A 26,436-nucleotide genomic window follows, 5' to 3' on the forward strand; every position below is an offset into this window, starting at 1 on the left:
CAGCTGGTAACGAGAAGTTTGGGGCGGTAGTGATGGGCGCTCATATCAGCGTATGGTCCGAATTGCACCGCGCGTGATGCCGACGACCGCGACGATCAGCCCCACGACGAGCCCGGCGCTGCCCAAGGCGACGATTCCGGTCTGGTCGAGAAAGCGAATGGTCGTGCGCGGAACCTGGACGACCTCGTCCTCATCATGGTCTTCGAGGTCATCGCCCCCTCCGTTTCGATACAGATCGAGCGATGCGCGGTTGATCAGCTCGGTGCCGTCGCGATGCGCATCCGTCACGCGCATATGGAGGATGGCGGGGGCGCGGAAGGCGTTGGCACCGTCTTCGGTCGCGAACGCTTCGTCGCGGTAGATAAGAGGCGGCTCGTGTACATCGTCGTGTTCATCCTTGAGATCATCTCGTTCCCAAAGGTCGTTACGCGTGGAGAATCCGGCCTCCACGCGACCGTATTCGAATCGAATCGCGGTGACGACTTCATCTTCCGCAAGGTCGAGTTCGTCGACGGACAGTTTCGTCGCCTGTTCGGTCGGTATGTCGGCGCGCCACAGATGCCAGCCGGTGTAATTCAGGGCGCGCCCATCGCTTCCGAGTGTGGAGACGGTGCTCTCATCGGAGAGCCACGGATTCTCGTGGCCGTCATAGATCGTGGCATTGGCGCTTGAGTCCTCGATGCGGTCGGATGATGACGATGTGCGATACCAGACGTTCATGAGCCCGTCGAAGTCGCCATGAGCCTGCGGCGTGGTGATGCCGGTAAGCTCGACGAGCCCCTTGTCCGCGCCATCGATCTCGTCGGTCATCGTGAATTCATCAACCCAGGTCGTGCTCGTGTTGCGCATATCGATGAGGTAGGAGAAGCGACCTTTGTCGGACCGGGTGACCTCGGCACGGTTGCTACCGTCGCCGTTTTCCTCGGTGTCACTCGCCACGGGGTCGGCGATCTCCTGTCGTTTGTCGACGTCTCCTGTGATGCGGATCGGTTCATCGTACATGACGACCGGTTGCACCTCACCCGTTTCCTCCACGGTGAACTCGATTTCGGTCGCTTTGTCGTGCGTACGCGGCTCGAAGGTCTCGACGAGCCGGTAGGTTCCCGGCGCAAGGAAGGTGATGAGATGCGGGGACGATTCGGATACCCAGCTGTCGACGGTGTCGCCATCCGCATCGAGGACCGTCAGATGCGCTCCTTCGAGTTCCTCCTCATCGGTGATATCGCGTTTGGATACCTCGATTTTCGTGAAATCGTCCTCCATCTCGATCGTCGCAGTCGGGGAGCCGTCTATGGTTCCCTGCTCTGAGACCGAGAACTCGATCAGATCGCTGTTGATAAGGTACCCGGCGGGGGCGGCTATCTCGATCATCCGATAGGTGCCGGCAACCAGATGATCGATGGCGATGACTCCGTCCTCACCCGTTTCGAGTATCTGCGGTTCCTGGCCTTCTTGCAGCTCCGGTGGCGCTCCCGGTGCGATCTGGGAGCCCCCGGCCTCCTGATCGACGCGCCAGAGAGCGAACTGCGCTCCCGAGACGGCATGTCCTTCGATACCCAGTGCCGATTTGTGCAATTCGATTCGGTTCGGAGCGTTCGTGGCTTCGAGCTCGGTAGAGACCACCGCCGTATCCTTATCTTGCCATGTGAGCGTGAACTCGATCGGCGTGGCGTCGAGAACATGGCCTTCGGGGGCTTTCGTCTCGATGAAGGCGTAGGACGTCTCATCGCATCCGAGTGGAAGCCCCTCGATGCTGGCGATTCCGTCCTCGTCGGTCACCGCGTGCCCGATGACCGTGCCGGCGAGCACCTCGACCGCACCGCTCGGACCTACGATATCCTGTCGCGCGATGATGTCATACTCCGCCCCGGAGAGACGCTTTCCATCGTCCGCGCACGTCTTGACAAGCGATGCCGATCCTGTGGCACGGATGTCGTCCACCTCGACAACCACCACGGGCGTATCCGTCGTTTCGTCGATGGTAAAGACCGTCTCTTCACCGTTGACGAGGTAGGGGGCGGGGCACTCGATCTCCCGTATCCGATATGTTCCTGCCCGCAGCAGTTCGGGCAGCGTGACTGCACCCGATTCGTCGGTGGTGAACACTGCGGTGTCGACATGGTTCGGATACCAGGCGTCCTGTGATATCGCCTTGCCGCTCTCATCGAGGATCTCGAACGAGAAGCCGGCCAACGGCACGCGCTCACCGGTGCCTGCGTCATGTTTTACGATTTGGAGGCGCGTGGCGATGACTTGGTTGTCCACGATATAGCGAAGGGCCGCCCCATCGATGAGCTGCGAGGCGGATATGCTCCACTCGTCGAGGGGCTCGAAGCCCTCGGGAGTCGTTTGCGGATTCTCCCTCACCGTGTAACCCTCGCGATCATAGGGAAGGGCGCCATGTGACGCTTCCGGTCGATCACCGGAGCCGAACCATTCGCCCTCGGTGGAAGCGTATCCATCGTCTCCAGTGGTGATCGATCCGACGACGTCGCCGGTCGTATTCGAGATGATCTCGAATACGACGCCGACCGCGGGCGTCTGGTGTCCCGAGCCGTCATCGCTCCTGTCATCGAGGAACTTGGCTATCTCCACATCGCAGGCTATGGGTACCTCGAGGAAGTCGGCTTCGGGGGCAAGGGTGATACTGGCCTTACCGTCGAGGTCGTCCGCCGTGACGGAGTAGCTATGCACGGTCTCGTCGAGCAAGTATCCTTCCGGTGCCTTGGTTTCAACGACGCGGATGTCACCGAGGGGGATGTTCTCGAAGGTCAGCATGCCCTGCTCGTCTGTCGTTCCCGTGAGTTCGAACCCCGCTGTGGCATCCGATACGAGATGAAACTCGGCGCCGGCGAGCGATGCGCCGGTCTGCGCGGCGCCGCGCGTCGCCGCATCCCGTTTGGATACGACGAGCTTGAAGGTACCCGGGCTATCGGAAAGTTCCACCCTCGACGGTTCGGTGCCCGTCGAGAATTCAACCTTCTTCTCGCTTTTCACGAATCCCGCAGGGGCTTTCGTCTCGATGGCGTAGTAATCGGTATTCGGTGCCAGCGTAAGCGACGCCCGGCCCTGCTCATCCGTTGAGATGGAGGCGACCTTCGAATCGTCGTCGGCTCGATAGATGTCATAGGACGCACCGGCGTAGCTGTACGATTCGTTGCCGGCGGTCGTGCTTACCTCTGCCGACACCTTGGTAAAGCGGACGGTGACGCGCTTCTCGGCGGTAACGAGGCATTGGTAGTCGAAGGTTCCGGCGGTGCCCTTCGTTTTGTTGACCCACAGGATGGCGCATCCCTCCTCGTCGCCTTCTCCACCATCCTTTTTGTATGCGAGTCCCTCTTGGTACAAACGCCAAGCGGCATCCTTCGTGTCCTCGTCCTCGATGAGTTGCCAGCGCTCCAGATACATCTGATTGCCGTGGAACGATCCTCCGCTTGCCGTCTCGTAGTCGAGGACATCTCCGCGTTGGTCGGCGATGGCGAGCCAGATCGCGGCGGCGGTCGCCGCTTCCGAGCGTTTCTTATCCAAGCCGTACAACGATGTGACGATCTTCCCGTCGTATCCGTGATACATGACGTAGTCGAGTTCCGGGATGTCCAACGTGCCGTAGCGGTCCAGCTTCTGGTCGACGTTCGGCGTCCGCAGCCAGCCCTGCGCGCAGTATGCGACGGAGGAGGTCGACCCGCTCACGCGAAAGAAATGACCGTCGCCGCCGGGATAGTAGGGGTTCGACGGTACCGACGTGACCGTGATCGTACCCGAAGCGGCGTTTGCGGTGGAGACGGTGAGCACAGGGATGAGAGCGGTCAAGGCGAGCATCACGATCGCACCGAGAGCGATGATCAGCCGAGCCTGCAGCGGTGATCCATCCGTCATCCAGGGGTGTGTCGTGTCGCGTGGGAAAGGCCCACAGCGTCTCCGATGTTTCGAATGACATGTGATTCGCTTGATATGTGACCAAGCATCCATTGGTCGACCTCCTTCTCTCGGGTGGAAGGTCGACTGTACGGTGCGCATCTTACCTGCGTATGCAGGGTATCGGACAGGACGGGGACGGCAGATGGAAGCAATCCGACAGGATTCCGACACCGCAGCGTGCGGACGGGCGTTATGGCCGCATCGGCGGCCGGACGGTGATGTTAGCCGGAAAACATCACGGCGACTCCATAGCCCGCCCACCCGGTTCTTCCGCTCCTTGCCCCGCGCCGGAGCGCACGGTATACTACTTCCTGCACCTACGTGCACCACATGCGGGCATCGCCAAGTGGTAAGGCATCAGCTTCCCAAGCTGACACTCGCGGGTTCGAGTCCCGTTGCCCGCTCCAGGATCATCACGGCACCTACTGGGTGCCGTTTCCTTTTTCGGGCTTGTTTCACGGACTCGAACCCGTTTGGGTCGCGAGGCTGAGCAAACGCGTGAGCGTTTGCCAGCGAGCGTGCGAGGGCGCGTGAGCGCCCGAAGCTGCGGACGGCGCAGCCGGACGCGAGTCCCGTTGCCCGCTCCAGGATCATCACGGCACCAGCGATGGTGCCGTTTTTTGTTGGGAAAATAGGGACAGGCACCTTTTTCCCACCAGTGGGAAAAAGGTGCCTGTCCCTATTTTCCCGGGCGAGCGCGTACAATATGTGCGTACCGTCAGCGTGCCACTACACAAAAAGGAGCCGCAATGATCGACCGCTACACGCGCCCCGAGATGGGTCACATCTTCTCCCTTGAGAACAAGTACGCCATCTGGCAGGAGATCGAGGTGCTTGCCTGCGAGGCCCAGGCGGAGCTCGGCAAGATCGGCATCACCAAGGAGGAGGCCGCGTGGATCCGTGAGAACGCCGCCTTCAACAAGGAGGAGGTCGACGCCATCGAGGCCGTGACCAACCACGACGTCATCGCCTTCCTCACCAATATGGGCGAGTACATCGACAAGGACGTTCCTGCCGGTGAGCCCAAACCGTCCCGCTGGGTCCACTTCGGTATGACGTCCTCCGACCTCGGTGACACGGCCCTGTGCTACCAGCTCGTCCAGGCCACCGACATCCTGATCGAGGACTGCAGGAAGCTCGGCGAGATCTGCAAGCGCCGCGCCTTCGAGGAGCGCGAGACCCTCTGCGTCGGTCGTACCCACGGCATCCATGCCGAGCCCATGACCTTCGGCATGAAGTTCGGCAGCTGGGCCTGGGAGCTCCGCCGCGACCTCGATCGTCTGATCGACGCTCGCGCCAACGTGGCCTTTGGCGCCATCTCCGGCGCAGTGGGCACCTACTCCTCCATCGACCCGTTTGTCGAGGAATACGTCTGCGAGCACCTGGGTCTGGTCCACGACCCGCTGTCCACGCAGGTCATCTCCCGCGACCACCACGCCTATCTCGCCGGCGTCCTGGCCACCACCGCTGCGACCTGCGAGCGTATCGCCACCGAGATCCGCAACCTCCAGAAGACCGACACCCTCGAGGCCGAGGAGCCTTTCAAGAAGGGCCAGAAGGGCAGCTCCGCCATGCCGCACAAGCGCAATCCCATCACGGTGGAGAAGGTCTGCGGCCTCTCCCGCGTGGTGAAGGCCAACGCGCAGGTCGCCTTCGACAACGTGGCGCTGTGGCACGAGCGCGATATCTCGCACAGCTCCGCCGAGCGCGTGGCGCAGGCCGACAGCTTCATCGCGCTCGACCACATGTTCCAGTGCCTCACGCGCATCGTGGACGGGCTCATCCTGTATCCGGAGCAGATGAAGGCCAACCTCAACAAGACGCGCGGCCTCATCTTCTCGTCCAAGGTCCTTCTCGCCCTCGTTGAGACGGGCATTACGCGCGAGGAGGCCTACGCCATCGTGCAGGAAAACGCCATGGCCACGTGGCGTGAGGTTCAGCAGTGCGCCGGCGGCACCACGTTCCGCGAAAAGCTCGAGGCCGACCCGCGCTGCACGGTCGCGCCCGAGAAGCTCGACGGGATCTTCGATCCGTGGGACTTCCTGACCCGCGTCGATCGCGTCTTCGACCGTCTGGAGCAGCTCGAGTTCTAACGTGGAACTCATGGAGGCGAGGGGCCCGCTGGATTCCGGCGGGCCCCTTGTTTGTCTATCGGCATGCGATAGAGGGGCGCTCGTGCGCGTGCGCCGGAATAGGTGTGGGGTTCGTGCGGGGCGGTCGTGCCGGCAGGGTGCCGCGTCTATAATGGCCTGCAGGAAACAGCGTTAGGAGCAAGCATGATCGAGACCGATTTCATTCCCAAGGGCGTGTGCTCGCGCCTGATCCATGTGGAACTGTCCGATGACGGCAAGACGGTCGAGCGCGTGGCCTTCACCGGTGGTTGCAACGGCAATCTCAAGGCCATCTCCAAGCTTGTTACCGGCATGCCGGTCGAGCAGGTCGTCAAGACCCTCGAGGGCAATACCTGCGGTCCGCGCCCCACGTCGTGCGCCGACCAGCTGACCCGCGCTCTCACCCAGGCGGCTTCCAAGGCGACGGCATGAGTTTTCTGAGCTCATTGTTCGGCAAAAAGGGTGTGACCCGCCGCTCGTTCGTGGCTGGTAGTGCCGCCGCCGCGGCGGCGACGGCTGCCGCCGTGTCGGTTGCCGGTTGCTCGGACGAATCGAGCGTGCAGCCGACGACCGGTGAGCCGCAGTTCATCGATGATGAATCGCAGATCATCGATGCGCTCGAGGAATATAAGGCGGTCGATGAGACCTTCGAGGCGTCCAACAGCTGGACCCTGCCGCTCGGAACGCTTCTGTTCCACAGCGACGGTGTCTGGGCCGCGGCGATGATGGCGCCCGAGTCCGCGTCGTCGGTCAACACGATCGGCGTGCTATCCCTGACCTCGGGCGACCTTGTCACCCTCGAATCGGTACCCACCAAAGGGACGTCGTTCGACTTCTTCGACGTTCGGTGCGGCAGCGGCGTGTTCGCGTGGGTCGAGATCGACTATGCGACCCTCGACTGGACGCTGCTGGCGGCCGGATTCGCCGATGGACAGCTCACAAGCGATCCCGTCGAGCTGGACCAAGGCGACGCCGATTGGGATCCCAGTATGTTCACGACGGTCGGCTCGACCGTCTATTGGCTCAAGATGCCGAGCGCGTCGGGCTCGCACACCTCCGACGCGAGCCATTGCTACCGCTGGTCGGTGGGAGATGCCGAGCATCAAGAGGTCTACGAGTCCCCAGGCCGCTTCGCCACCCATCCGCGGGTGTGCGCCGGCGTGTTGACCATCGCTCCCCGTGTCCATGCCGACGAGGGCACCTATTACGGCTTGACCGCCCTCGATGTGAGCGACGCCAATCTCAAGCGGATCGATCAGCTGGTGCTACCCGCCGGCGTCCGTCCGTTTGAGGCCGTGTACATGGGCGAGTCCTTCGCGTTCGCCATCGAGGCGAGCTATACCGGCAGCGGTAGCCTGGGCAACATGGGTACCTTCATCGGACGCGAGGGCGGACCGTACGTGTATGTCAGCCGCGAGCCCGCCGCCTGTCCGGCGGGAATGGGGTCGCGTTACGCGATCAAGGCCCGCTCGTCGCATTTCGTGATCGACACGGCCGAGCAGACCTACACCACCCTGTCGTGTCCCGACCGCTCGCTCGACTACGGCGATTACCCGGCAAGCGAGGGGGCCTGCGACATGTTCGTGACCTATGCGACGGTCAAGGACAGGCAGGGTATTCCGACCCATGTGACCGCCCGCGTGTTCACGCTGTAGGTTCCGCCGGGCGCCACGCCGCCGCGCCGCCTGACGTAGCGTCGCCGAACCGAGCGCGCCTCACGCTTCCGGCATGAGGTCCTTTTCCATCCAGATGATCGAGAGCCAGCGGTCGAACTTGTAGCCGCAGGTGTGTTGCTCTCCGCATACCCGGTATCCGTGGCGCTCGTGAAACGCGACCGACCCGGCGTTGTCCGAGGTGATGCACGCCTCGCTCATCCGCATGCCCTGGGCGCGCATGCGGTCTTCGAGCTCGTCGAGCAGGCGGGATCCCAGGCCGTGTCCCTGGTGCTCGGGCGCGATGTAGATCGAGATCTCGGAGGCGCGGTCATAAGCGGGTCGCGAACGAAACGTGCTGTTGTACGCATAGCCGGCGATCGCGCCGGTCGCGGCATCCTCGGCGACCAGGTAGGCGAAGCGCGCGGCGGTCCGCTCGATGCGCGCGGCGAATTCCTCGACGCTCGGCACCTCGAGCTCGAAGCTCACCGTCGTGTCGGTGACGAAGGGCGCGTAGATGGCGAGCAGCTCCTCGGCATCCCCGGGGCGCGCGTCGCGGATTGTGTAGCGCATGGATGTGCCTCGATTCCTCAGGTAGAAAAACGTGGTCGTGGGAATAATGTACAGCAACGAGGCGCCCGTCGGACGTACGGGTGCGTTCGCGCGCGCATGGAGCGCAAAGCGTGGAATGTGCGCTAAAATGAGCAGTTAGGTTTTGTCAGTGAGTAGAAGGAGGCCTCGTATGGCTTCGGATGCACGAAAGATTCTGCTGGTCGAAGACGAAAAGGCCATTCGCGATGCCGTGGCCGCCTATCTTGAGCGTGAAGGATACTGGGTCGTCGGTGTCGGCGACGGTCAATCTGCTGTTGAGGAGTTCGAGAAGCATCAGTTCGACCTGATCGTGCTCGACCTCATGTTGCCCAAGCTGTCGGGCGAGCGCGTATGCCGCGCCATCCGCGACACCTCCGATGTGCCCATCATCATGCTGACCGCCAAGGGCGAGGTCGAGGACCGCATCATCGGTCTCGAGCTCGGTGCGGACGACTACCTGATCAAGCCGTTCTCGCCGCGTGAGCTGGTCGCCCGCGTGCGCGCGCTGTTCCGTCGCGCGCATCAGACCGACGAGCCCCAGGTCGAGGTGCTCGACTTCGGCGACCTGGTGATCGACATCTCCGGTCACAAGATCCTGGTCGAGGGCAAGGAGGTCGACCTCACGGCGTCCGAGTTCAAACTGCTGACCACGCTCGCCCGTCATCCGGGTCGCGTGTACAACCGCATGGAGCTGGTCGAGAAGGTGCTCGGCTACGACTTCGAGGGCTACGAGCGCACGATCGACTCCCACGTCAAGAACCTGCGCGCCAAACTCGGCGACGATCCCAAGCATCCGCGCTGGCTGTTCACGGTGCACGGCGTGGGTTACCGCTTCGAGGCGCCGCAGCAGCCCAAGGGCGATGAGGGTAGCGCTCGGTAATGATGCCCGCCCGTATGGTCGTCGGACAGAAGAATAAGCACGATAACGAGGCGAGTTCCCGCGCGAGCTGGAACACGCCTCGTTCCGATTCGCGTACGCGCATGTCGTACGGCACGCGCATGGCGCTGTCGTTCGCGTTGACCTCGCTCATGACCGTGTTGATCCTGGTCTGCGTCATCTCGGTGGTGTGGGGCGGTGTCTTCAGCGAGTACACGCGCGCGAACGTGGCGGAACTCGCACAGCTCACCAGCAAGAAGCTCGCCAGCATCTACGAGACGAACGGCGAATGGAGCCTGTCCGATCTGGCGTCGCTCGCCGAGTCGACCATGGTGTCCGACGATATCGGCCTGCAGGTGATGGACGTGGACGGCACCGTGCTCTACGACGACACGTGGCCCGCCGCCCCGGTTGCCGCCGAGCTCAAGCGTCTCCAGGAAGAGGAGGAGGCCGCGCTCGCGCGCGAGCAGGCCGAGGCCCGTGGCGATGCGGACGATGACGCTGATGGAAAAAAGACGCAGGCCGATGCTGCGACCGCGTCACGTGACGCAGCCGAGGACTGGATCACCGAGACGCACAGCCTCACCTCGTCCGCACCGACCGACGCGGACGGTGCGGTGACCGAACCGGTCGTCACCGCCGACGGCACGGTCGTGGGATCCGTCCGCCTGTGGGTGATGGGCAGCGACGTCCTGCTCACCAAGGCCGATGCGGCGTTCCGCGACCGGACGTTCAATGCCGTCGCCATCGCGGCGGTCGTCGCCGTGGCGATCTCGCTGCTGATCGGTCTGTTGGTGTCGCGCATGCTCGTCAAGCCCATCGGTCGGATCACGAGCACCGCAAAACAGATCCGCGACGGCGATCTGTCGGCGCGCACCAATCTGCGCGGCGAGGACGAGATCGACCAGCTCGGCGAGACGTTCGACGAGATGGCGACCTCGCTCGAGAAGGATCTCAAGCACGAGCGCCGCCTGACCTCCGACGTCGCCCATGAGCTGCGTACGCCGCTCATGGCCATGCTCGCCACGGTCGAGGCGATGCAGGACGGCGTGTATCCCACCGACGCCGAGCATCTCGAGACGGTGGCGTCCGAGACGCGCCGCCTGGCCCGTCTGGTGCAGCAGATGCTCGATCTGTCGCGCATGGAGAACCGGACCGCCCCGCTCAACCTGGAGCCGGTCGATATCGTCTCGCTCGTGCGCAACATCGTCAACGCGCAGGAGCAGCTGTTCATCGCGCGCGACCTGCGGCTGCGCTTCTCGGACGAGACTGAGGGCCGCAGCGCGACCATCGAGGTCGATCCGGACATGATCACGCAGGCGGTCATCAACCTCATGAGCAACGCCATGCGCTATACGCCCGAGGGCGGTTGGGTCGTCGTGACGGTCCTGCTCGATCGCAAGGGCGTGCTGATCTCGGTCGCCGACACCGGCATCGGCATCGCCAAGGAAGACCTCTCGCGGATCTTCGGCCGCTTCTGGCGCGCCGACTCGAGCCGCGCGCGCGAGGCGGGTGGTCTGGGCGTGGGCCTTGCCGTGACCAAACAGATCATCGAGCGTCACCACGGGTTCATCTCGGTCGAGTCCGAACTCGGCAAAGGCACGACCTTCACGATCCATCTGCCGCGCGAGCATGCCCCGGAGCAGCCCGCCAAGGCGTAGGCGGCGGCAGCGCGGGAAAAAAGGTGCCTGTCCCCATTTTCCCATCCTGTACAGCGTGGGAAATACGTGCCTGTCCCCATTTTCCCGCGTGTTCCACTACAATGGTCGATTAGCCTGTGTTGTGCCGGTTAAGGAGGACGGGGTCCTACCGCTCCGGCTGGCCGGGTCGCGTGCCGCGCCCGCGGTGCGGTCGTTGTACAACGAAGGTGTTAGGAGTTGACCAACGTGACTCAGATGGAGCGTCGCCCGGACTCTCGCGGTAAGGTTCGTGACATCTACGATGCCGGCGACAACCTGCTCATGGTTGCCACCGACCGTCTGTCGGCATTCGATTACATCCTGCCCGACGAGATCCCCTATAAGGGCGAAGTGCTGAATCGCATCTCGGCGTTTTGGTTCGACAAGTTCTCGGATATCGTCCCCAACCACATGGTGACCATCGACGCCTCGCAGTTCCCCGAGGAGTTCGCCGAGTACCGCAGCTACCTGTCCGGCCGTGCGATGCTGGTCAAGAAGGCCCAGCCTATCATGATCGAGTGCATCGTTCGCGGCTACCTGACCGGCAGCGGCAAGAAGACCTATGACCAGGACGGCACCGTGTGCGGCATCAAGCTGCCCGCCGGCCTCGTCGAGGCGTCCAAGCTGTCCGAGCCGCTGTTCACGCCGTCGACCAAGGCCGCCATCGGCGATCACGACGAGAACATCTCCTACGAGCGCTGCGTCGAGATCGTGGGCGAGGATATCGCCTCCCAGATCCGCGACCTCTCGCTCAAGATCTACACCGCCGCCGCCGACTACGCCGCCACGCGCGGCATCATCATCGCCGACACCAAGTTCGAGTTCGGTCTGATCGACGGCAAGGTCACCCTGATCGATGAGTGCCTGACGCCCGATTCCAGCCGCTTCTGGCCTGCAGCCGAGTACGAGGAGGGCAAGGTTCAGGGCAGCTACGACAAGCAGTACGTCCGCGATTGGCTGAAGGCGAACTGGGACATGACCGGCGACGCGCCGCATCTGCCCGCCGACGTCATCGAGGGCACCGCGGCCCGCTACCGTGAGGCCTACGAGCTTCTCACCGGCACCGCGTTCGAGTCCATGAAGGAGAACGACTAAGTGAGTACCCGCAACCCCATGAACAAGCGCAGCCAGGCTCAGCAGTCCGGCGAGGCCAGCGGCTTCACGCGCAAGTCCGTCGCCTCGGCCAAGCCCGCCCGCAGCGCCGCCTCGTCGGTGCGCGTCGTGCCGGCCTCGTCCAAGGAGAAGCGCCGTCAGGCGCAGCGCGGCGAGTCGCTGGTGGGACTTTCCAAGGAGGAGAAGCGCGCCCGCAAGAAGGAGCAGCGCCTGCGTGAGGACCGCGCGTACGCCGTGTCCAACGAGCTGCTTCGCGGCGAGCCCGAGTACAAGTCCCGCCGTCGCGTGTTCTGGGCGTTGCTCGCCGTCGGTATCGTCGCCACGCTGTTCGTGTGGGCCATGATGGTCTTCGCGCCGTCCGAGAATGCCGGTACGATGCAGATTGCCCAGATCGCCGGCCTGGTCGTCGCCTATGCGGCGATCATCGGTTCGTTCATCTACGATATCGTGCGCATCCGTCCGCTGCGCAACGACGCACGCAGCCGCGCGGAGGGCATGTCCGAGTCCAAGCAGATCGCCCTGCTGGAGCAGGTGGCCGCCGAGAGGGCCAGCAAGAAGAAGTAGTCGGGACGACATGCTTCCGAGAATGCGAACGGGGTGCGACCGAAAGCGGTCGCGCCCCGTTTTTCATGCGGCTTGCTTTGGGCGGACGACCCCGCTTGGGCGGCGATGGCAAGTCATGCGATAATGGAAGTTGGGCTCCACGGATGCCCGTACACGATAGGAGAGTGCATGATCAAGTCCGAACTGACCGCCGAGGATGCCCGCATGGCCATCAAGGCCCTCGATCCCCAGATCGATCGCTACGCCAGTCTCGTCGTCCGCACCGGCGTGAACGTCAAGCCCGGGCAGGAAGTGGTGATCCAGGCTCCCGTCGAGACGCAGGCGTTCGTCCGCAAGCTCGTGAAGCACGCCTACGGGGCCGGCGCCGGCCACGTCACGGTGATCTGGGGCGACGACGAGGTGACGCGCCTGACCTACGAGCATGTGGATGCCGCGTATTTCGAGCAGACGCCCGAGTGGCAGCGCGTCCAGCTCGATTCGCTGGCCGAGATGGGTGCGTGCTTCATCTTCGTCGAGGGCGCCGATCCGCAGGCGCTTGCCGGCATCGATCCGGCCAAGCCGGCCGCTGCCTCCAAGGCGCGTAACACGCAGTGCCGCGCGTTCCGCCGCGGACTCGACTTCAACATCAACCCCTGGTGCATCGCCGGTGCGCCGGTGGCCGCGTGGGCGCGCCAGGTGTTCCCCGGCATGTGCGACGAGGCGGCGATCTATCGCCTGTGGTGCGCCATCCTGTCCGTCGCGCGCGCCGACGGCGACGACCCCGAAAGCGACTGGGAGCTGCACGACGCGACCTTCGAGAAGAACCTGCGCTTTTTGAACGAGCAGCACTTCGTCGCCCTGCACTACACGTCCGAGAACGGCACCGACCTCACGGTCGGCCTGACCGATAAGCACCTGTGGGCCGGCGGCTGCGGGGAGACGCCGGACGGACACCCGTTCTTCCCCAACATCCCGACCGAGGAGGTCTTCACCTCACCCGATTGCGAGCGTGTCGACGGTATCGTGTACTCTGCGCTGCCCCTGATCCGTTACGGGAGCAAAGTCGACGGGTTCTGGCTGCGCTTTGAGAACGGCGTGGTGGTCGACTACGACGCCGTCGTCGGTCGCGACGTGCTGACGGCCATCCTGAATACCGACGAGGGTGCGCGTCGTTTGGGCGAGGTCGCGCTCATCTCCAAGAACACGCCGATCAGCGAGAGCGGCATCCTGTTCTACGATACCCTCTACGACGAGAACGCGAGCTGTCATCTGGCGCTCGGCATCGGATTCGCCGAGTGCTACGAGGGTGGTTACGAGATGACGCCCGAGGAGCTGCGAGCGCACGGCGTGAACACGTCGAGCACCCACGTCGACTTCATGATCGGCACCGATGACATGGATATCATGGGCATCTGCGCCGATGGCACGGAGGTGCCGGTGTTCGTGAACGGCCAGTGGAGCTGGGAGTAGGCAGGCGGGTTCCGCGCGGCGCCGTCAAATGACGGGAGGTATCAACCCGACGCGTGGTACAATGCCTTTCGCGGGCCGTTAGCTCAGCTGGCAGAGCAGGGGACTTTTAATCCCAAGGTCTAGGGTTCGAACCCCTAACGGCCCACCCTTTGCATGATGAAAGCCCCGGCGACGGGGCTTTTTCGTATCACGGGATGGCGAGCGGACCGGGTGGTTGCCCCTCACGTCCCGCAGGAGGTGGAAGATGACGCGCGAGGAGGCGCTGGGCGTGCTCGGACTCGGTGCCGATGCCGGCCGCGACGAGATTTCCGCGGCGTATCGCGAGCTCGCGCAGATGCTCCATCCCGACAAGTACGGCGACAACAAACGGCTTCGCGCTCGTGCCGAGCAGCAGATGCGCGCTCTCAACGAGGCGCGCGACGTGCTGCTCAAGGGTGCGCGGACCTCCTCGCGCGGGTCGGCACGCCCTTCCGGCGGCGCACGCCGGGGTTCCGCGACGTCCGCGGCGTCGATCGCGTTCGAGGCGACGGCGCGGGCCAATGCGGCGGAGACGGCGCGCTTGAGCGTGGTGGCGGAGCTGCGCACCATGCGCGAGCGCCGTCGATCCGTGTTGGTGATGGCCGCGATCGCCGCCGTGGTCGCGCTGGTCTTCTCGCGCCTGCGCGGAGGGCTCGGCACGACCGTCTTCTCCATCGGTTCCATGGTGGCGGTATGGGGCGTGGTCGACGCGGCGCTGCTCTCGAGCCAGATCGAGGCGCTGCGGACGCGCTCGCGCGAGTTGCTCCAGACGCGCGACGCCGCGCGCAGAATCGCCGAGGAGGCCTCCCAGCTCGGGGCGTGATGCTCGCCGTGCCCCTTGCCACCTGCACGTTCTATGGGTTCGCGCTCCTGTGGCGCGCATGCCGATACGGTGCGCTACAATGATTCGCTAGCCTGACAGAGGGGAGACCGGGACATGTCCGACAACAACCACCAGGCCGGCGCCGTGTCGCCGGAGCTCGATGCCATGACCTGCGACATGATCGGTCTGTTCCTCGATGCGCTCGCCGAGGGGGACGACCCCGGCGTCGTCGTATGCGTGGAGGATGCTGCCGGTACCCGCTACCAGGCGGCGTTCTCGGACGATGGCGAGGAGGCGTGCCTTGCCGCCGCGCAGGCGTTCGTGTCCGAGCACGCGGCGCACGGCATCTCCGATGAGGGCGTGGGCAAGCTCGTGCGTTATGCCATCGCCTATACGGGGTGCGTCAACATCGACGGCGAGTACGCCAACGCGGTGCTCGTGAGCTTCTTCGAGCGCGGCCTGCCGAGCGGGTATTCCGCCTATGTCCTCTACGACAACGTGGGCGCAGGCGATGAGTTTATGTGGAGCGACCCTGAACCTGCAGGTGAGGAGCCTTCGCTCTTCTGAGGTCCGCTACTATAGAGACGTTTTTTCAAACCGATTACCGAGAATATCGCGCGTCTGCCGATTGGGCATGGCGTGCGCCGCAATGGGGAAGAGGGATATATGCGCGTCGATAACCTGAGGAACATCGCCATCATCGCCCACGTCGACCACGGCAAGACCACGCTCGTCGACAAGCTGCTGCGAGCCACGGATGCGTTCCGTGCGAACCAGCAGGTCGAGGAGCGCGTGCTCGACTCCAACGACCAGGAGCGCGAGCGCGGCATCACGATCCTCGCCAAGAACATCTCCATCGAGTACAAGGGCGTCAAGATCAACGTCATCGACACGCCGGGCCACGCCGACTTCGGCGGCGAGGTCGAGCGCGTGCTGCGCATGGCCGACGGCGCGCTGCTGCTCGTCGACGCCTTCGAGGGCCCCATGCCCCAGACGCGCTTCGTGCTGCGCCACGCTATCGACACCGGCCTGCGCATCATGATCGTCATCAACAAGATCGACCGTCCCGGCGCCGAGCCCGAGCGCGCCTACAACGACTGCCTCGACCTCATGGCCGACCTGGGCGCCACCGACGACCAGCTCGAGTTCGCCATGGAGCACGTGGTGTACGCGAGCGCGGTGAACGGCTTTGCCCGCCTCGACCCCGAGGACGGCAACGACGACATGTACCCGCTGCTCGACATGATCTTGGACGACATGCCCGCGCCCGACGTCGATGTGGACGGCCCGCTCGCCATGCAGTGCGTGACCGTCGACCACTCCAGCTATGTGGGCCGCATCGGCATCGGCCGCGTGTATTCCGGCACCATCCACGCCGGCGACCGCATCCTCGTGGTCAAAAACGATGGCGAGCGCGCGAGTGCCACGGTCAAGCAGCTGTTCACCTTCGACTACCTGGGCCGCACCGAGTGCACCGAGGTCGGAGCCGGCGACATCGCGGCCGTGGTGGGCGTGGACTCCACCGATATCGGCGACGTGTACACCGATCCCGAGAACCCCGTCGAGCTCGATCCGATCGAGATCGATCCGCCGACCCTGTCCGTCGTGTTCGAGGCATCGACCTCGCCGCTCGTCGGCCGCGACGGCGACATCGTGGGCGCCCGTCAACTCAAGGAGCGCCTGTTCAACGAGCGCGAGAACAACGTGACCATGCGTATCGAGGAGCTGCCCGACAAGAGCGGCGTCGAGGTGTCCGGCCGCGGCATCCTGCACCTGTCGGTGCTCATGGAGACCATGCGCCGCGAAGGCTTCGAGTTCCAGGTCGGCCGTCCGCGCGTGCTGTTCAAGAAGGACGAGGACGGTAACCGCGTGGAGCCCATCGAGCAGGCGGTCGTCGAGTGCCCCGACGAGTATGCGGGTAAGGTCATCGAGGTGTTCGGCAACGCCGGCGGCACCATGACCAACATGGAGGCCGGCTCGACCGTCACGCACATCGAGTTCCGCATCCCGACGCGCGGCATCATGGGCCTCAAGAATCGCATCATGAACGTGAGCCATGGCGAGGGCGTGTTCTACCACACCTTCCTCGAGTACGGTCCCTACGCCGGCGAGCTGGGCAACCGCAACAACGGCGCCATGATCTCCATGACGACCGAGAAGGCCGTGGCCTACGCGCTGGGCACGCTGCAGGAGCGCGGCGCGCTGTTCGTCGAGCCCGGTACCGAGTGCTATGAGGGCATGATCGTGGGCGAGCGCTCCAAGCCCGGTGACATGGTGGTCAACATCGCGCGCACCAAGAACCTGGGCAACCAGCGCTCCTCGACCGCTGACATCTCGGTGCAGCTGGTGCCGCCGCGTACCTTCACGCTGGAGGAGGCGCTCGAGTACATCGCCGACGACGAGCTCGTCGAGATCACGCCCAAGCACATCCGCCTGCGCAAGCGCCTGCTCAACGCGACCGATCGCAAGAAGGCCGCCGCACGCGCCATGAACGCGAAGTAACGTCTTTTCCGCTGGGGGATGCGTTGTTGCGCCGCCGTATCGGGCGATCTTCGGGTCGCTCGGTACGGCGGCGCTATGCGTTGCAGGGCATATTCGGGGCGGTTTGGGAGCTGGAAATCAATAATGCTGCTTACGGTTCGGTTTTGGGAGCACCTGCCGGGTAGGCAACGATCGTAAGATGGAAAAATCGCAGGTAGAACTTGTTCGAATATCTGTAGCTACTCAAAGGGTGACCTTAAAACCGAACCGTAAACTTCTATTCCGTGCCGTGATGGCGCCAAATGACAGGATGGTGCCAGGTACAAACTTGTCGCCGGGTTGCTTCGACAAGATAGTGCCAGGTACAAACTTGTCGCCCGGTTGCTTTAAAGGTCGAGTTTCCGGTGCGCACGGGCCTTACGGTGGCGGTTGAGCCGGTCGAGCGCGGCCTTGCGACGCTCGCGATGGCGACGGCGCTCGATGTCGGCCTGCACGCGCTCACGACGGCCTTCGAGTTCCTCGGGGGAGCGGGTCGTCGTCTCGGGACGTGTGGCGCGCGGCTTGCGGCGGGATCGGTGGATAGCCACGGCGATATCCATGTCAGCCGGGCTCTTGATGTCGTAGGCGAGCGAGATGAAGCGCAAAAGCATCGTGGTGGCGACGCACACGATGACGGCGATGATATGGTCGACGCCCATATCGGCGAGCACGACGTAGGTGATGGCGCCGGCGATCGCCGCGACGGCGTACAGGTTGCTGCGCTGGAAGATACCGGGTGTGCGGCCGAGGCAGATGTCGCGCAGCATGCCGCCGCCGACGGCGGTGAAGAAGCCCATGGTGACGCAGATGATGGGCTCGAAATCGTAGACATAGGCCTTGTCGGCACCGGTGGCGGCGAACAGGCCGACGGAGAAGATGTCGAGCACCGCGATGAGTCGATCCTGTTTTTCGATGAGCGAGGGGATCATGAACGTCACGGCCGCGGTGATGACCGCAGCGGGCATGGCGAGCGGCTGATCGAGGATGTAGACGCTGCCGACCTGCAGGATGACATCACGGATGAGGCCGCCTCCCAAGCTGCAGAACACGGCGAGCGCGATGGCGCCGATAAGGTCGAGCTTTTGCTCGCGTGCGGTGAGCGCGCCGGTGACCGAGGCGATGACGACGGCTGCCATCTCGAAGCCGATGGGGATGGGGACCATCTGATAATCGGCGCCGCCCCCGGAGAACAGGCTTGCGACGACGGGGACGGTGATGGCGAGCAGAGCGGGCATGGGCATCTTTCCGGAATGCGAACGTGGATAGGCGCATCGCTATCTTACACGCTTTGTGTCAGAGGGGATGACGATATTCGGCGGTCGAATCGGGGCGCAACGGGTGGCCAGTTATGTCCCGATGATGTGTCTCGCTCGGGGCGGAGAGAGAGGGATGTCGGCCGCCGCTTCGCGGCGACCTCCCGCTGTGGAGGCCTGCGGCCTCCTTGCGCGCTTCGCTGGAAAATGCTCACGCATTTTCGCAGCTTCGCGCCCTGCGGGTTCGAATCCCTCTCGCATCTGGTCGAAGCGGGCCCCGGGCCTTAAGTCATTGCGTTGTCGTAAAGGTGGCTGGCGGAGAGAGAGGGATGTCGGCCGCCGCTTCGCGGCGACCTCCCGCTGCGGGCGGCTGCGCCGCCCTTGCGACTCATGCTGGCAAAGACGCTCACGCGCTTTGCGCAGCATGAGGCCCTGCGGGTTCGAATCCCTCTCGCCCTCAGTTGAAGCGGGCTGCTGGCCTCAGACTATTTCGTTGTCGTAAAGGTGGCTGGCGGAGAGAGAGGGATTCGAACCCTCGGAACGCTCGCGCGCTCAACGGTTTTCAAGACCGCCGCATTCAACCGCTCTGCCATCTCTCCGTGAGATGTAATAATAGCATCGAATCCGTGTACGCAGAGGATGAGGTCGACGTGGACGCAAACGAGTTGGATGAGCTGTACATGCGCGAGGCGCTCGCGGAGGCGCGCGTCGCAGCGGAGATGGGCGAGGTGCCCATCGGAGCCGTTGTCGTGTGCGACGGCAAGATCGTCGCGCGTGCCCACAACCTGCGCGAACACGACGAGGACCCCTCCGCGCATGCGGAGTTTTCGGCGATGGTCGCCGCCGCTCGCGCGCTCGGACGCTGGCGTCTGACGGGCTGCACGGTCTACGTGACGCTCGAGCCGTGCACCATGTGCGCAGGACTCATGGTCAACGCCCGCATCGATCGGTGTGTGTACGGAGCCGCCGACCCCAAGGCCGGCGCGGTCGGGTCGCTCTACAACCTGAGCCGTGATGCGCGGCTCAACCATACGTTCGAGGTGCGCGGCGGCGTGCTCGAGCGGGAATGCGCAGATACCCTGCGAGCCTTTTTCGCCGCCGCCCGTGCCCGCGAGCTGCCGCGCGAGATTCCCGACGATGTGCCCCGTGCGGCGCGTCGGACACCTGCGCCCGCCCCCGCCCTAGCGCCGCGCATCCTGCTCGCCATCGATTCCTTCAAGGAGTGCGCGTCGAGCGCCGATATCGAATCTTGGGTCGAGCGGGGCATCCGTCGCGTCGTTCCGGACGCATGCGTGGCCAGCGTGCCGGTCGCCGATGGCGGCGAAGGTACGCTCGAAGCCGTGCATGCCGCGATGGGCGGTCGATTCGTGCCGTGCGAGGTGACGGGTCCGCTGGGCGAGCACGTTGCCGCGCGCTACCTGTTGACCGAGGATGCCCGCGCCGTCATCGAGATGGCGGAAGCGGCGGGCATCGAGTATTCGCCCTGCACGCACGACGCCGCGTTGCGCGCCACGACGCGCGGCGTGGGCGAGCTTGTGCTCGATGCCGTCGCGCACGGTGCGCGCACGGTCTACTTTGCCATCGGGGGTAGTGCGACAAACGACGGCGGCGCGGGCTTTTTGCAGGCACTCGGCGCGCGTGTGCTTGACGGGGCGGGCCATGATGTCGATCCGGGGTTGGCCGGTCTGCGAGACGTGACGTCGATCGACTTGGACCCGGCGTTCGAGGCGCTGCGCGGCTGCGAGCTCGTCGTGCTTTCCGATGTGGACAACCCGCTGGTCGGCAAGCGCGGGGCGCTGCGCGTGTTCGGCCCGCAGAAGGGGTTGGACCTCGATGCTGATCCCGCTTGCGAGGTATGGATGCTCGCATACGGCCGGGCACTCGACGAGGCCCGTACCGCGTGTGAGGGCGCCGACCGGCAGGTGACGCCGGGCGCGAAGCGTTTCCGTTCCGTGCTGGGCGTCCCGGGCGCAGGGGCGGCGGGCGGTCTGGGGGCGGCGCTGCTCGCCTTGGGCGCCGCCTCGGTATCGGGTGCCGATACCGTGCTCGACCTCGTGGGATTCGACGCGCTGCTCGCGCAGGCGGATATAGTCGTGACCGGCGAGGGCATGATCGACGGGCAGACCGCCGGCGGCAAGGTCCCGGTCCGTGTGGCACAGCGGGCAAAGCGTGCGCACAAGCCGGTATTCGCGCTGGTCGGGGGACGCGAGGATGACCTCGATGCCGTGTATCGGGCGGGGATCGACGTCGTGTTGCCGGTTCTGCGCAAGCCCATGGCGCTCGCCTGCGCCCTGTCGCGCGAAGAAGCGGAGCGCAACCTCATGTGTGCCGGCGAGACGCTCGCTCGCATCGCGCTCACGCGGTAGTCGCCGAGGCGGCATACGGGACGGGCGCACCGCGTGGTACGATGCCTATCGTTTACCGTTGAGCGATGGGAGCGCGTATGGCAGGGCATGTCACCTACAATTTCGACGAGGTCATCGACCGCCGGCACGACCGGTGGAGCTATTCCGAAAAGTGGAGTGCCGCGCCCGAGACCGCCGCGCACTGCGGCGTGTCCGCTATCGCCGACGACCATATCGCGCTGTTCACCGCCGACATGGACTTCCGCTGCGCCCAGCCTATCCTGGATGCGCTCCATGCGACCGTCGACCACGGCATCTTCGGCTATTCGGGGCTGGAGGGAAACGACCGGTACTTCGGTGCGCTGCACGACTGGTTCTTGCACCGGGACGGTTGGGATATCGATACCTCGCTCGTGGCGTACTGCGCCGGGACCGTGTCCGCGCTCAACACCTGCGTACGGGTCTTCACCGAACCTGGTGACGCCGTTATCATTCAGCGCCCGGTCTACCCGCCGTTCACGCGTGCGGTCGAGACGGGCGGGCGCGTCGTGCTCGACAACCACCTCGTACGCCATACCGCGGACGATGAGCAGGGCGACCTGCACTACACGATGGATTTCGAAGGGTTGGAGGAGCTGGCCGCGCGGCCAGATGCCCGCATGCTCATCCTGTGCAACCCGCACAACCCGGTCGGGCGCGTGTGGAGCGAAGACGAGCTGGCCCGCATGGCCAAGATCTGCATGCGCCACGACGTGCTCATCGTAGCCGACGAGATCCACGGCGACCTGATGGCGCCCGGCGTGTCGATGCATCACATGGCGCAGGTGGCGCCGGATGCGCGCGTGGTCACGTGCACGGCGACGAACAAGACGTTCAACCTGGCGGGTCTCCCCGCGACGAATATGGTGTTCTCGAACGCGGCGGACAAGGAAGCCTTCGAGGCCGCGCGCGGGTTTGCGGGCCCGTCGCCGTTTGCCATCAGCGCCGCGATCGCCGCCTATGAGGAGGGCGAGGACTGGCTCGAGCAGTGCCTGGCGTATCTGGACGGCAACATCCGTACGGTCGTCGGGTATTTCGCCGAGCACCTGCCCGACGTGGGGGTTCGTGCGCCTGAAGGCACCTACATCCTGTGGTTCGATTTCACCGAACGCTGCCGCGCACTCGGTATCGACGGTGCCGAGCTGCATCGTCGTATCTACGAGGAGGCGCGCGTGCTGCTGCAGGACGGCGTGAACTTCGACCCCGAGGGCGGCGAATTCTTCCAGCGCATGGTGGTGCCGAGCCCGCGTCGCGTACTGCTCGACGCCTGCGAGCGCATCGCCCGCGTACTCTCCTAGCAGCAAAGGGGTTGGTTGGGGACGTGTTCCTTCCAACCCATTATGGGTTGGAAGGAACACGTCCCCAACCAACCCCTCCCAAAAATGCACGGGGTCTGCTAGTATGGAGCAACAGCGCTTGCGCGTTCGATGGGTTCGGGTGACGATATGTTCCGAACCTGGTCAGGTCCGGGAGGAAGCAGCCATAAGGAGCCTCTGCCGGGCACCCGTTCCCATCGAGTGCACAGGCGCTTTTTGCTGCGCTGGCATCAGGTGAATAACGTTTGACCTGATCTCACATGGGTTCGTATCTTCAATACCGGATGAAATGACCTGCGCTTTACCCGAGCACCATGAGAGTGTCGTATGATAGACAGTCAGTCTGTCCGCGCTGGTACGAGGGGTTCTGATGCTCGAGCTGCTCAAGCGTTTCTCCGGCGGCTTTCGTCGCTATTTCATCATCGGTCCTGCGTGCAAGCTGCTCGAGGTGTTCTTCGACCTGCTGACGCCGCTGGTCATCGCCCGCATGATCGACGAGGGCGTCGGTTCGCGCGACGCCGGTGTCGTGTTGCGCTACGGCGTGCTGCTGATCGGCATGGCGATCATCGGCATGGGATTCACCCTCATCTGCCAGAAGATGGCGGCGCTCGCGTCGCAAGGCATGGGCACGGCGATCCGTTCGTCGCTGTTCGCCCGCATCAACGAGTTCTCCTACGCTGAGCTCGACCGCTTCGGCACGCCGTCGCTCATCACGCGCATCACCAACGACGTCAACCAGGTGCAGCTCGCCATCGCCCTCGGCGTGCGCCAGCTCATCCGCTGGCCGTTTCTCGCCGTGGGGTCCATGATCGCCGCGCTGCTGATCGATCTGAAGCTCGGCTTGATCTTCCTCATCTCGACCCCGCTGATCGGCCTGGTGTTCTGGCTGGTCATGGCGAGGTGCGTGCCGTACTTCAAGCAGATGCAGGCACGGCTCGACCGCATCGGCCTCATCACGCGCGAGGGGCTGTCGGGCGTGCGCGTCGTGCGCGCCTTCGTGCGCGAGGACCACGAGCGCGAGCGCTTCCGCAAGGCCGCCTTCGATCAGGCCACCGTCGCCATCGCGGTGGGCAAGCTCTCGAGCGTGCTCAACCCCGTGACCTTCCTCGTCATGAACCTCGGCGTGTGCGCCATCCTGTGGATGGGCGGCATCCAGGTCGATACCGGCGCGCTCACGCAAGGTGAGGTCATGGCGTTCGTGAACTACATGACGCAGACCCTGCTCTCCATCGTCTACGTGGCGAATCTCGTCGTGGTGTTCACCAAGGCGAGCGCCTCGGCCTCGCGTGTCAACGAGGTGCTCGAGTGCGAGCCGAGCATCACCGACCGGGGGAATGCGCCCGTTGCCCTGCCCGCGGCATCGGATGTTTCACGTGGGACGGCCGCGCCCGCACTGCGCATGGACAAGGCATGCTTCGCCTTCGGCGACGCCGAGGTCAACACGCTCGAACGGGTGACCCTCACGCTGGGGCTCGGCCAGACGCTCGGCATCATCGGCGGTACGGGTTCGGGTAAATCGACGCTCGTGTCGCTCATCCCGCGTCTGTACGATACGCGCTCCGGATCGGTCGAGGTCATGGGCACCGATGTGCGCCGCTGGCCGCTCGAGCAGCTCCGGCACGTGGTGGGCATCGTGCCGCAGCGAGCCTCGCTGCTCTCGGGTACGATCCGTTCCAACCTGCTGTGGCGTGACGCCGATGCGACCGACGAGGAGCTGTGGGCCGCGCTGGAGATCGCGCAGGCTGCCGACTTCGTGCGCAAGCTGCCGAAGGGTCTGGATGCCCCCGTCGAGGCGGGTGGCAAGAACTTCTCGGGCGGTCAACGCCAGCGCCTCACCATCGCCCGCGCGCTGGTGGGCGAGCCGCTGCTGCTGATCTTGGACGATTCGGCCTCGGCGCTCGACTTCAAGACCGATGCCGCTTTGCGTCACGCGATCCGAGAGCGTTCGGCCGCGGGTTCGGCGGCCGGCGGCCTGCCGCTCACGACCGTGATCGTGAGTCAACGCGTCTCATCGGTGCGCGATGCGGATCTAATCTGCGTCATGTCGCATGGCAGCGTCGCCGGCCTCGGCACGCACGATGAGCTGCTGGCGACCTGCCCGCTCTACGAGGAGATCTGCCTGTCGCAGCTCAAGCGCGAGGAGTTGGGGAGCGCCGCCGCGCCGACGTCCGCCGGTGCCCCCACGCCGACCGTCGCCACCTCGCACGATCTGCCCGTCCAGTCCGCAGAAGAGGAGGGCGCCCGATGAACCCGTATGCTTCCGCCGGTTCGGTCTCCACGGTGACCGCCAGCGTTTCCGGCAACGATAACCTCAACGGCGACAACAACGACTCCGGCATTCCGCGCCAGAACATCAGCGGTGAGCGTCTCTCGACCGCCGAGGTCACGCGTCGGTTGCTGTCCTACGTGCGCCCGCATGCCGGGTCGTTCTTCATCTCCTTCATCTCGGCGGCGATCTCGGTGGTGCTGCAGCTGTACACGCCGATCCTGATCGGCCGCGGCATCGACCTCATCATCGACGCGGGCCGCGTGGACTTTGCGGCCCTCATGCCGCTGGTGCAGACGCTCGCGCTGGTCGTCGTGGGCGCGGCGGTCTTCCAGTGGCTGCAGGGCTACTGCGTGAACCGCCTGTGCTACGAGACGGTACGCGACATGCGCATCCAGGCGAGCGAGAAGCTCGGCCGCATGCCGCTGTCGTTTATCGATGCGCATCCGCACGGCGACCTGATCTCGCGCGTGGTCAACGATGTCGACCAGGTGGGCGACGGCCTGCTCCAGGGCTTCACGCAGCTGTTCACCGGTGTCGTCACCATCGTGGGCACGCTCGTGTTCATGCTCTCCATCTCGGTGCCCATGGCGATCGTCGTGGTGCTCGTGACGCCGCTGTCCGTGCTCGCCGCGTCGCTCATCGCCAAGTTCTCCAACCGTAGCTTTGGCGATCAGCAGCGCATCCAGGGTCAGCTGGGCGGATACATCGAGGAGTACGTGGGCAACCAGAAGCTCGTCGAGGCGTTCGCGCATGGGCCCGAGGCGCGCCACGGATTCGACGGCATCAACGACGAGCTGTATACCGCAGGTGAGCGCGCGCAGTTCTTAAGCTCGCTGTCCAACCCGGGCACGCGCTTCATCAACAACATCATCTACGCGGTCGTGGCGATCATCGGTTGCGTCGGCGTGATCACGGGCGTCCCCGCCGCGCTCACGGTGGGCGAGGTCCAGACGTTTTTGAGCTACGCCAACCAGTACACCAAACCCTTTAACGAGGTCACGAGCGTCATCACGCAGATCCAGACGGCCTATGCCTCGGCGCGCCGCCTGTTCGCGTTGCTCGATGCGACCGAGGAGGTGCCCGACGCTCCCGACGCGCTCGAGATTTCCGATGCCCGCGGCGACGTGACGCTGTCGCACGTGGACTTCTCCTACGTCAAGGATCGCAAGCTGCTGCAGGATATCTGCATCGATGCACGCTCCGGTATGCGCTTCGCGCTTGTCGGCCCGACGGGTTGCGGCAAGACGACCCTCATCAACCTGTTGCTGCGCTTTTACGATGTGGACGCCGGCACGATCGAGCTCGACGGCATGGACACGCAGGGCATCACGCGCGCGAGCCTGCGCCGGAGCTTTGGCATGGTGCTGCAGGATACCTGGCTGTTCGAGGGCACGGTGCACGACAACATCGCCTACGGCAAGCCCGACGCCACACGCGAGGAGGTCGTGGAGGCGGCGCGCCGGGCGCATGCCGACAAGTTCATCGCGGCGCTGCCCGACGGCTACGACACCGTGATCGGCGAGGACGGCGGGTCGTTCTCGGCCGGCCAGAAGCAGCTGCTGTGCATCGCTCGCGTCATGCTCACCGACCCGGCGATCCTGCTGCTCGACGAGGCGACGTCGAGCATCGATACCCGCACCGAGCTGCAGGTGCAGGCAGCGTTCGACGAGCTGATGGCCGGGCGTACGAGCTTTGTGGTGGCGCACCGTCTGAGCACGATCCGCAACTCGGATTGCATCCTGTACATGCGCGACGGCGTGATCGAGGAGCGCGGCACCCACGACGAGCTGCTCGCGCTGGGCGGCGCCTATGCGGAGCTGTACAACTCGCAGTTCGCCGAAGCCTAACCGCCACGCGGGAAAATGGGGACGGGCGCTGGGAAAATGGGGACGGGCACTT

General features: G+C 64.6%; 18 protein-coding genes, 3 tRNA genes and 1 other RNA gene. 18 read left to right on the plus strand and 4 right to left on the minus strand.

Going from position 1 to position 26,436, the window contains the following annotated elements; genetic code table 11:
• Positions 1-45 precede the first annotated feature (45 nt).
• Positions 46-3,876, minus strand: a complete 3,831-nt coding sequence (locus tag I6E04_RS06315) for an MSCRAMM family protein (protein WP_235422343.1) — start codon at positions 3,874-3,876, stop codon at positions 46-48.
• Positions 3,877-4,250: 374 nt separating this feature from the next.
• Between I6E04_RS06315 and I6E04_RS06320 the strand changes: the two genes are divergently transcribed.
• The 4 genes from I6E04_RS06320 (at position 4,251) to I6E04_RS06335 (ending at position 7,684) form a co-directional block, all read left to right on the plus strand.
• Positions 4,251-4,325, plus strand: a tRNA-Gly gene (locus tag I6E04_RS06320).
• 342 nt (positions 4,326-4,667) lie between these two features.
• Positions 4,668-6,011, plus strand: coding sequence for an adenylosuccinate lyase (gene purB / locus I6E04_RS06325; RefSeq protein ID WP_235422344.1), 1,344 nt, complete (start codon positions 4,668-4,670; stop codon positions 6,009-6,011).
• Between the two features lie 183 nt (positions 6,012-6,194).
• Positions 6,195-6,461, plus strand: a complete 267-nt coding sequence (locus I6E04_RS06330; protein WP_235422345.1) for a TIGR03905 family TSCPD domain-containing protein — start codon at positions 6,195-6,197, stop codon at positions 6,459-6,461.
• Entirely contained in the window at positions 6,458-7,684 is a 1,227-nt protein-coding gene (locus tag I6E04_RS06335; protein ID WP_235422346.1) for a hypothetical protein, read from the plus strand. Before I6E04_RS06330 ends, I6E04_RS06335 begins: the two co-directional genes overlap by 4 nt.
• Before the next feature lie 60 nt (positions 7,685-7,744).
• On the opposite strand, the gene I6E04_RS06340 is transcribed toward I6E04_RS06335, so the two are convergent.
• Positions 7,745-8,254 carry a GNAT family N-acetyltransferase gene (locus I6E04_RS06340; protein ID WP_235422347.1) on the minus strand — a complete coding sequence of 170 codons (510 nt, stop codon included), beginning with the start codon at positions 8,252-8,254 and terminating at the stop codon, positions 7,745-7,747.
• Between the two features lie 169 nt (positions 8,255-8,423).
• Between I6E04_RS06340 and I6E04_RS06345 the strand changes: the two genes are divergently transcribed.
• From I6E04_RS06345 to typA, 9 genes are all read left to right on the plus strand, one after another.
• Positions 8,424-9,152 (plus strand): response regulator transcription factor, encoded by a 729-nt coding sequence (locus I6E04_RS06345; RefSeq protein ID WP_235422348.1) that lies wholly within the window; start codon positions 8,424-8,426, stop codon positions 9,150-9,152.
• Positions 9,152-10,810, plus strand: a complete 1,659-nt coding sequence (locus tag I6E04_RS06350; protein ID WP_419179993.1) for a sensor histidine kinase — start codon at positions 9,152-9,154, stop codon at positions 10,808-10,810. The genes I6E04_RS06345 and I6E04_RS06350 overlap by 1 nt, the downstream gene beginning before the upstream one ends.
• 234 nt (positions 10,811-11,044) lie before the next feature.
• On the plus strand, positions 11,045-11,923 hold the full coding sequence (locus tag I6E04_RS06355; protein WP_268830367.1) for a phosphoribosylaminoimidazolesuccinocarboxamide synthase: 879 nt from the start codon (positions 11,045-11,047) through the stop codon (positions 11,921-11,923).
• On the plus strand, positions 11,924-12,505 hold the full coding sequence (locus I6E04_RS06360; protein WP_235422350.1) for a hypothetical protein: 582 nt from the start codon (positions 11,924-11,926) through the stop codon (positions 12,503-12,505). It begins immediately after the preceding gene.
• A gap of 168 nt (positions 12,506-12,673) precedes the next feature.
• Entirely contained in the window at positions 12,674-13,954 is a 1,281-nt protein-coding gene (locus tag I6E04_RS06365) for an aminopeptidase (protein ID WP_235422351.1), read from the plus strand.
• 72 nt (positions 13,955-14,026) lie between these two features.
• Positions 14,027-14,099, plus strand: a tRNA-Lys gene (locus tag I6E04_RS06370).
• Between the two features lie 99 nt (positions 14,100-14,198).
• Positions 14,199-14,795, plus strand: a complete 597-nt coding sequence (locus tag I6E04_RS06375; protein ID WP_235422352.1) for a J domain-containing protein — start codon at positions 14,199-14,201, stop codon at positions 14,793-14,795.
• 114 nt (positions 14,796-14,909) lie between these two features.
• On the plus strand, positions 14,910-15,362 hold the full coding sequence (locus tag I6E04_RS06380) for a hypothetical protein (protein WP_235422353.1): 453 nt from the start codon (positions 14,910-14,912) through the stop codon (positions 15,360-15,362).
• Between the two features lie 99 nt (positions 15,363-15,461).
• The gene (gene typA / locus I6E04_RS06385; RefSeq protein WP_235422354.1) at positions 15,462-17,297 is read left to right on the plus strand and encodes a translational GTPase TypA; all 1,836 of its coding nucleotides are present in this window, start codon (positions 15,462-15,464) and stop codon (positions 17,295-17,297) included.
• Between the two features lie 365 nt (positions 17,298-17,662).
• Here the strand turns inward: typA and I6E04_RS06390 are convergent, their stop codons facing one another.
• Both I6E04_RS06390 and I6E04_RS06395 read right to left on the minus strand, forming a co-directional pair.
• On the minus strand, positions 17,663-18,550 hold the full coding sequence (locus tag I6E04_RS06390; protein WP_235422355.1) for a trimeric intracellular cation channel family protein: 888 nt from the start codon (positions 18,548-18,550) through the stop codon (positions 17,663-17,665).
• Between the two features lie 527 nt (positions 18,551-19,077).
• A tRNA-Ser gene (locus I6E04_RS06395) sits at positions 19,078-19,167 on the minus strand.
• Between the two features lie 51 nt (positions 19,168-19,218).
• Here I6E04_RS06395 and tadA point away from each other — a divergent pair.
• The 5 genes from tadA to I6E04_RS06420 all read left to right on the plus strand — a co-directional run bounded on the left by tadA (position 19,219) and on the right by I6E04_RS06420 (position 26,384).
• Positions 19,219-20,934, plus strand: a complete 1,716-nt coding sequence (gene tadA / locus I6E04_RS06400; RefSeq protein ID WP_235422356.1) for a tRNA adenosine(34) deaminase TadA — start codon at positions 19,219-19,221, stop codon at positions 20,932-20,934.
• Positions 20,935-21,011: 77 nt separating this feature from the next.
• Positions 21,012-22,250 carry a MalY/PatB family protein gene (locus I6E04_RS06405; RefSeq protein ID WP_235422357.1) on the plus strand — a complete coding sequence of 413 codons (1,239 nt, stop codon included), beginning with the start codon at positions 21,012-21,014 and terminating at the stop codon, positions 22,248-22,250.
• A gap of 126 nt (positions 22,251-22,376) precedes the next feature.
• Positions 22,377-22,472: signal recognition particle sRNA small type (gene ffs / locus I6E04_RS06410), an RNA gene on the plus strand.
• Positions 22,473-22,638: 166 nt separating this feature from the next.
• Positions 22,639-24,516 (plus strand): ABC transporter ATP-binding protein, encoded by a 1,878-nt coding sequence (locus I6E04_RS06415; protein WP_235422358.1) that lies wholly within the window; start codon positions 22,639-22,641, stop codon positions 24,514-24,516.
• Positions 24,513-26,384 (plus strand): ABC transporter ATP-binding protein, encoded by a 1,872-nt coding sequence (locus I6E04_RS06420; RefSeq protein WP_235422359.1) that lies wholly within the window; start codon positions 24,513-24,515, stop codon positions 26,382-26,384. Before I6E04_RS06415 ends, I6E04_RS06420 begins: the two co-directional genes overlap by 4 nt.
• The last annotated feature ends 52 nt before the right edge of the window (positions 26,385-26,436 follow it).

The sequence above is a fragment of the Collinsella tanakaei genome, from assembly GCF_021531055.1.
Taxonomy (GTDB): domain Bacteria; phylum Actinomycetota; class Coriobacteriia; order Coriobacteriales; family Coriobacteriaceae; genus Collinsella; species Collinsella tanakaei_B.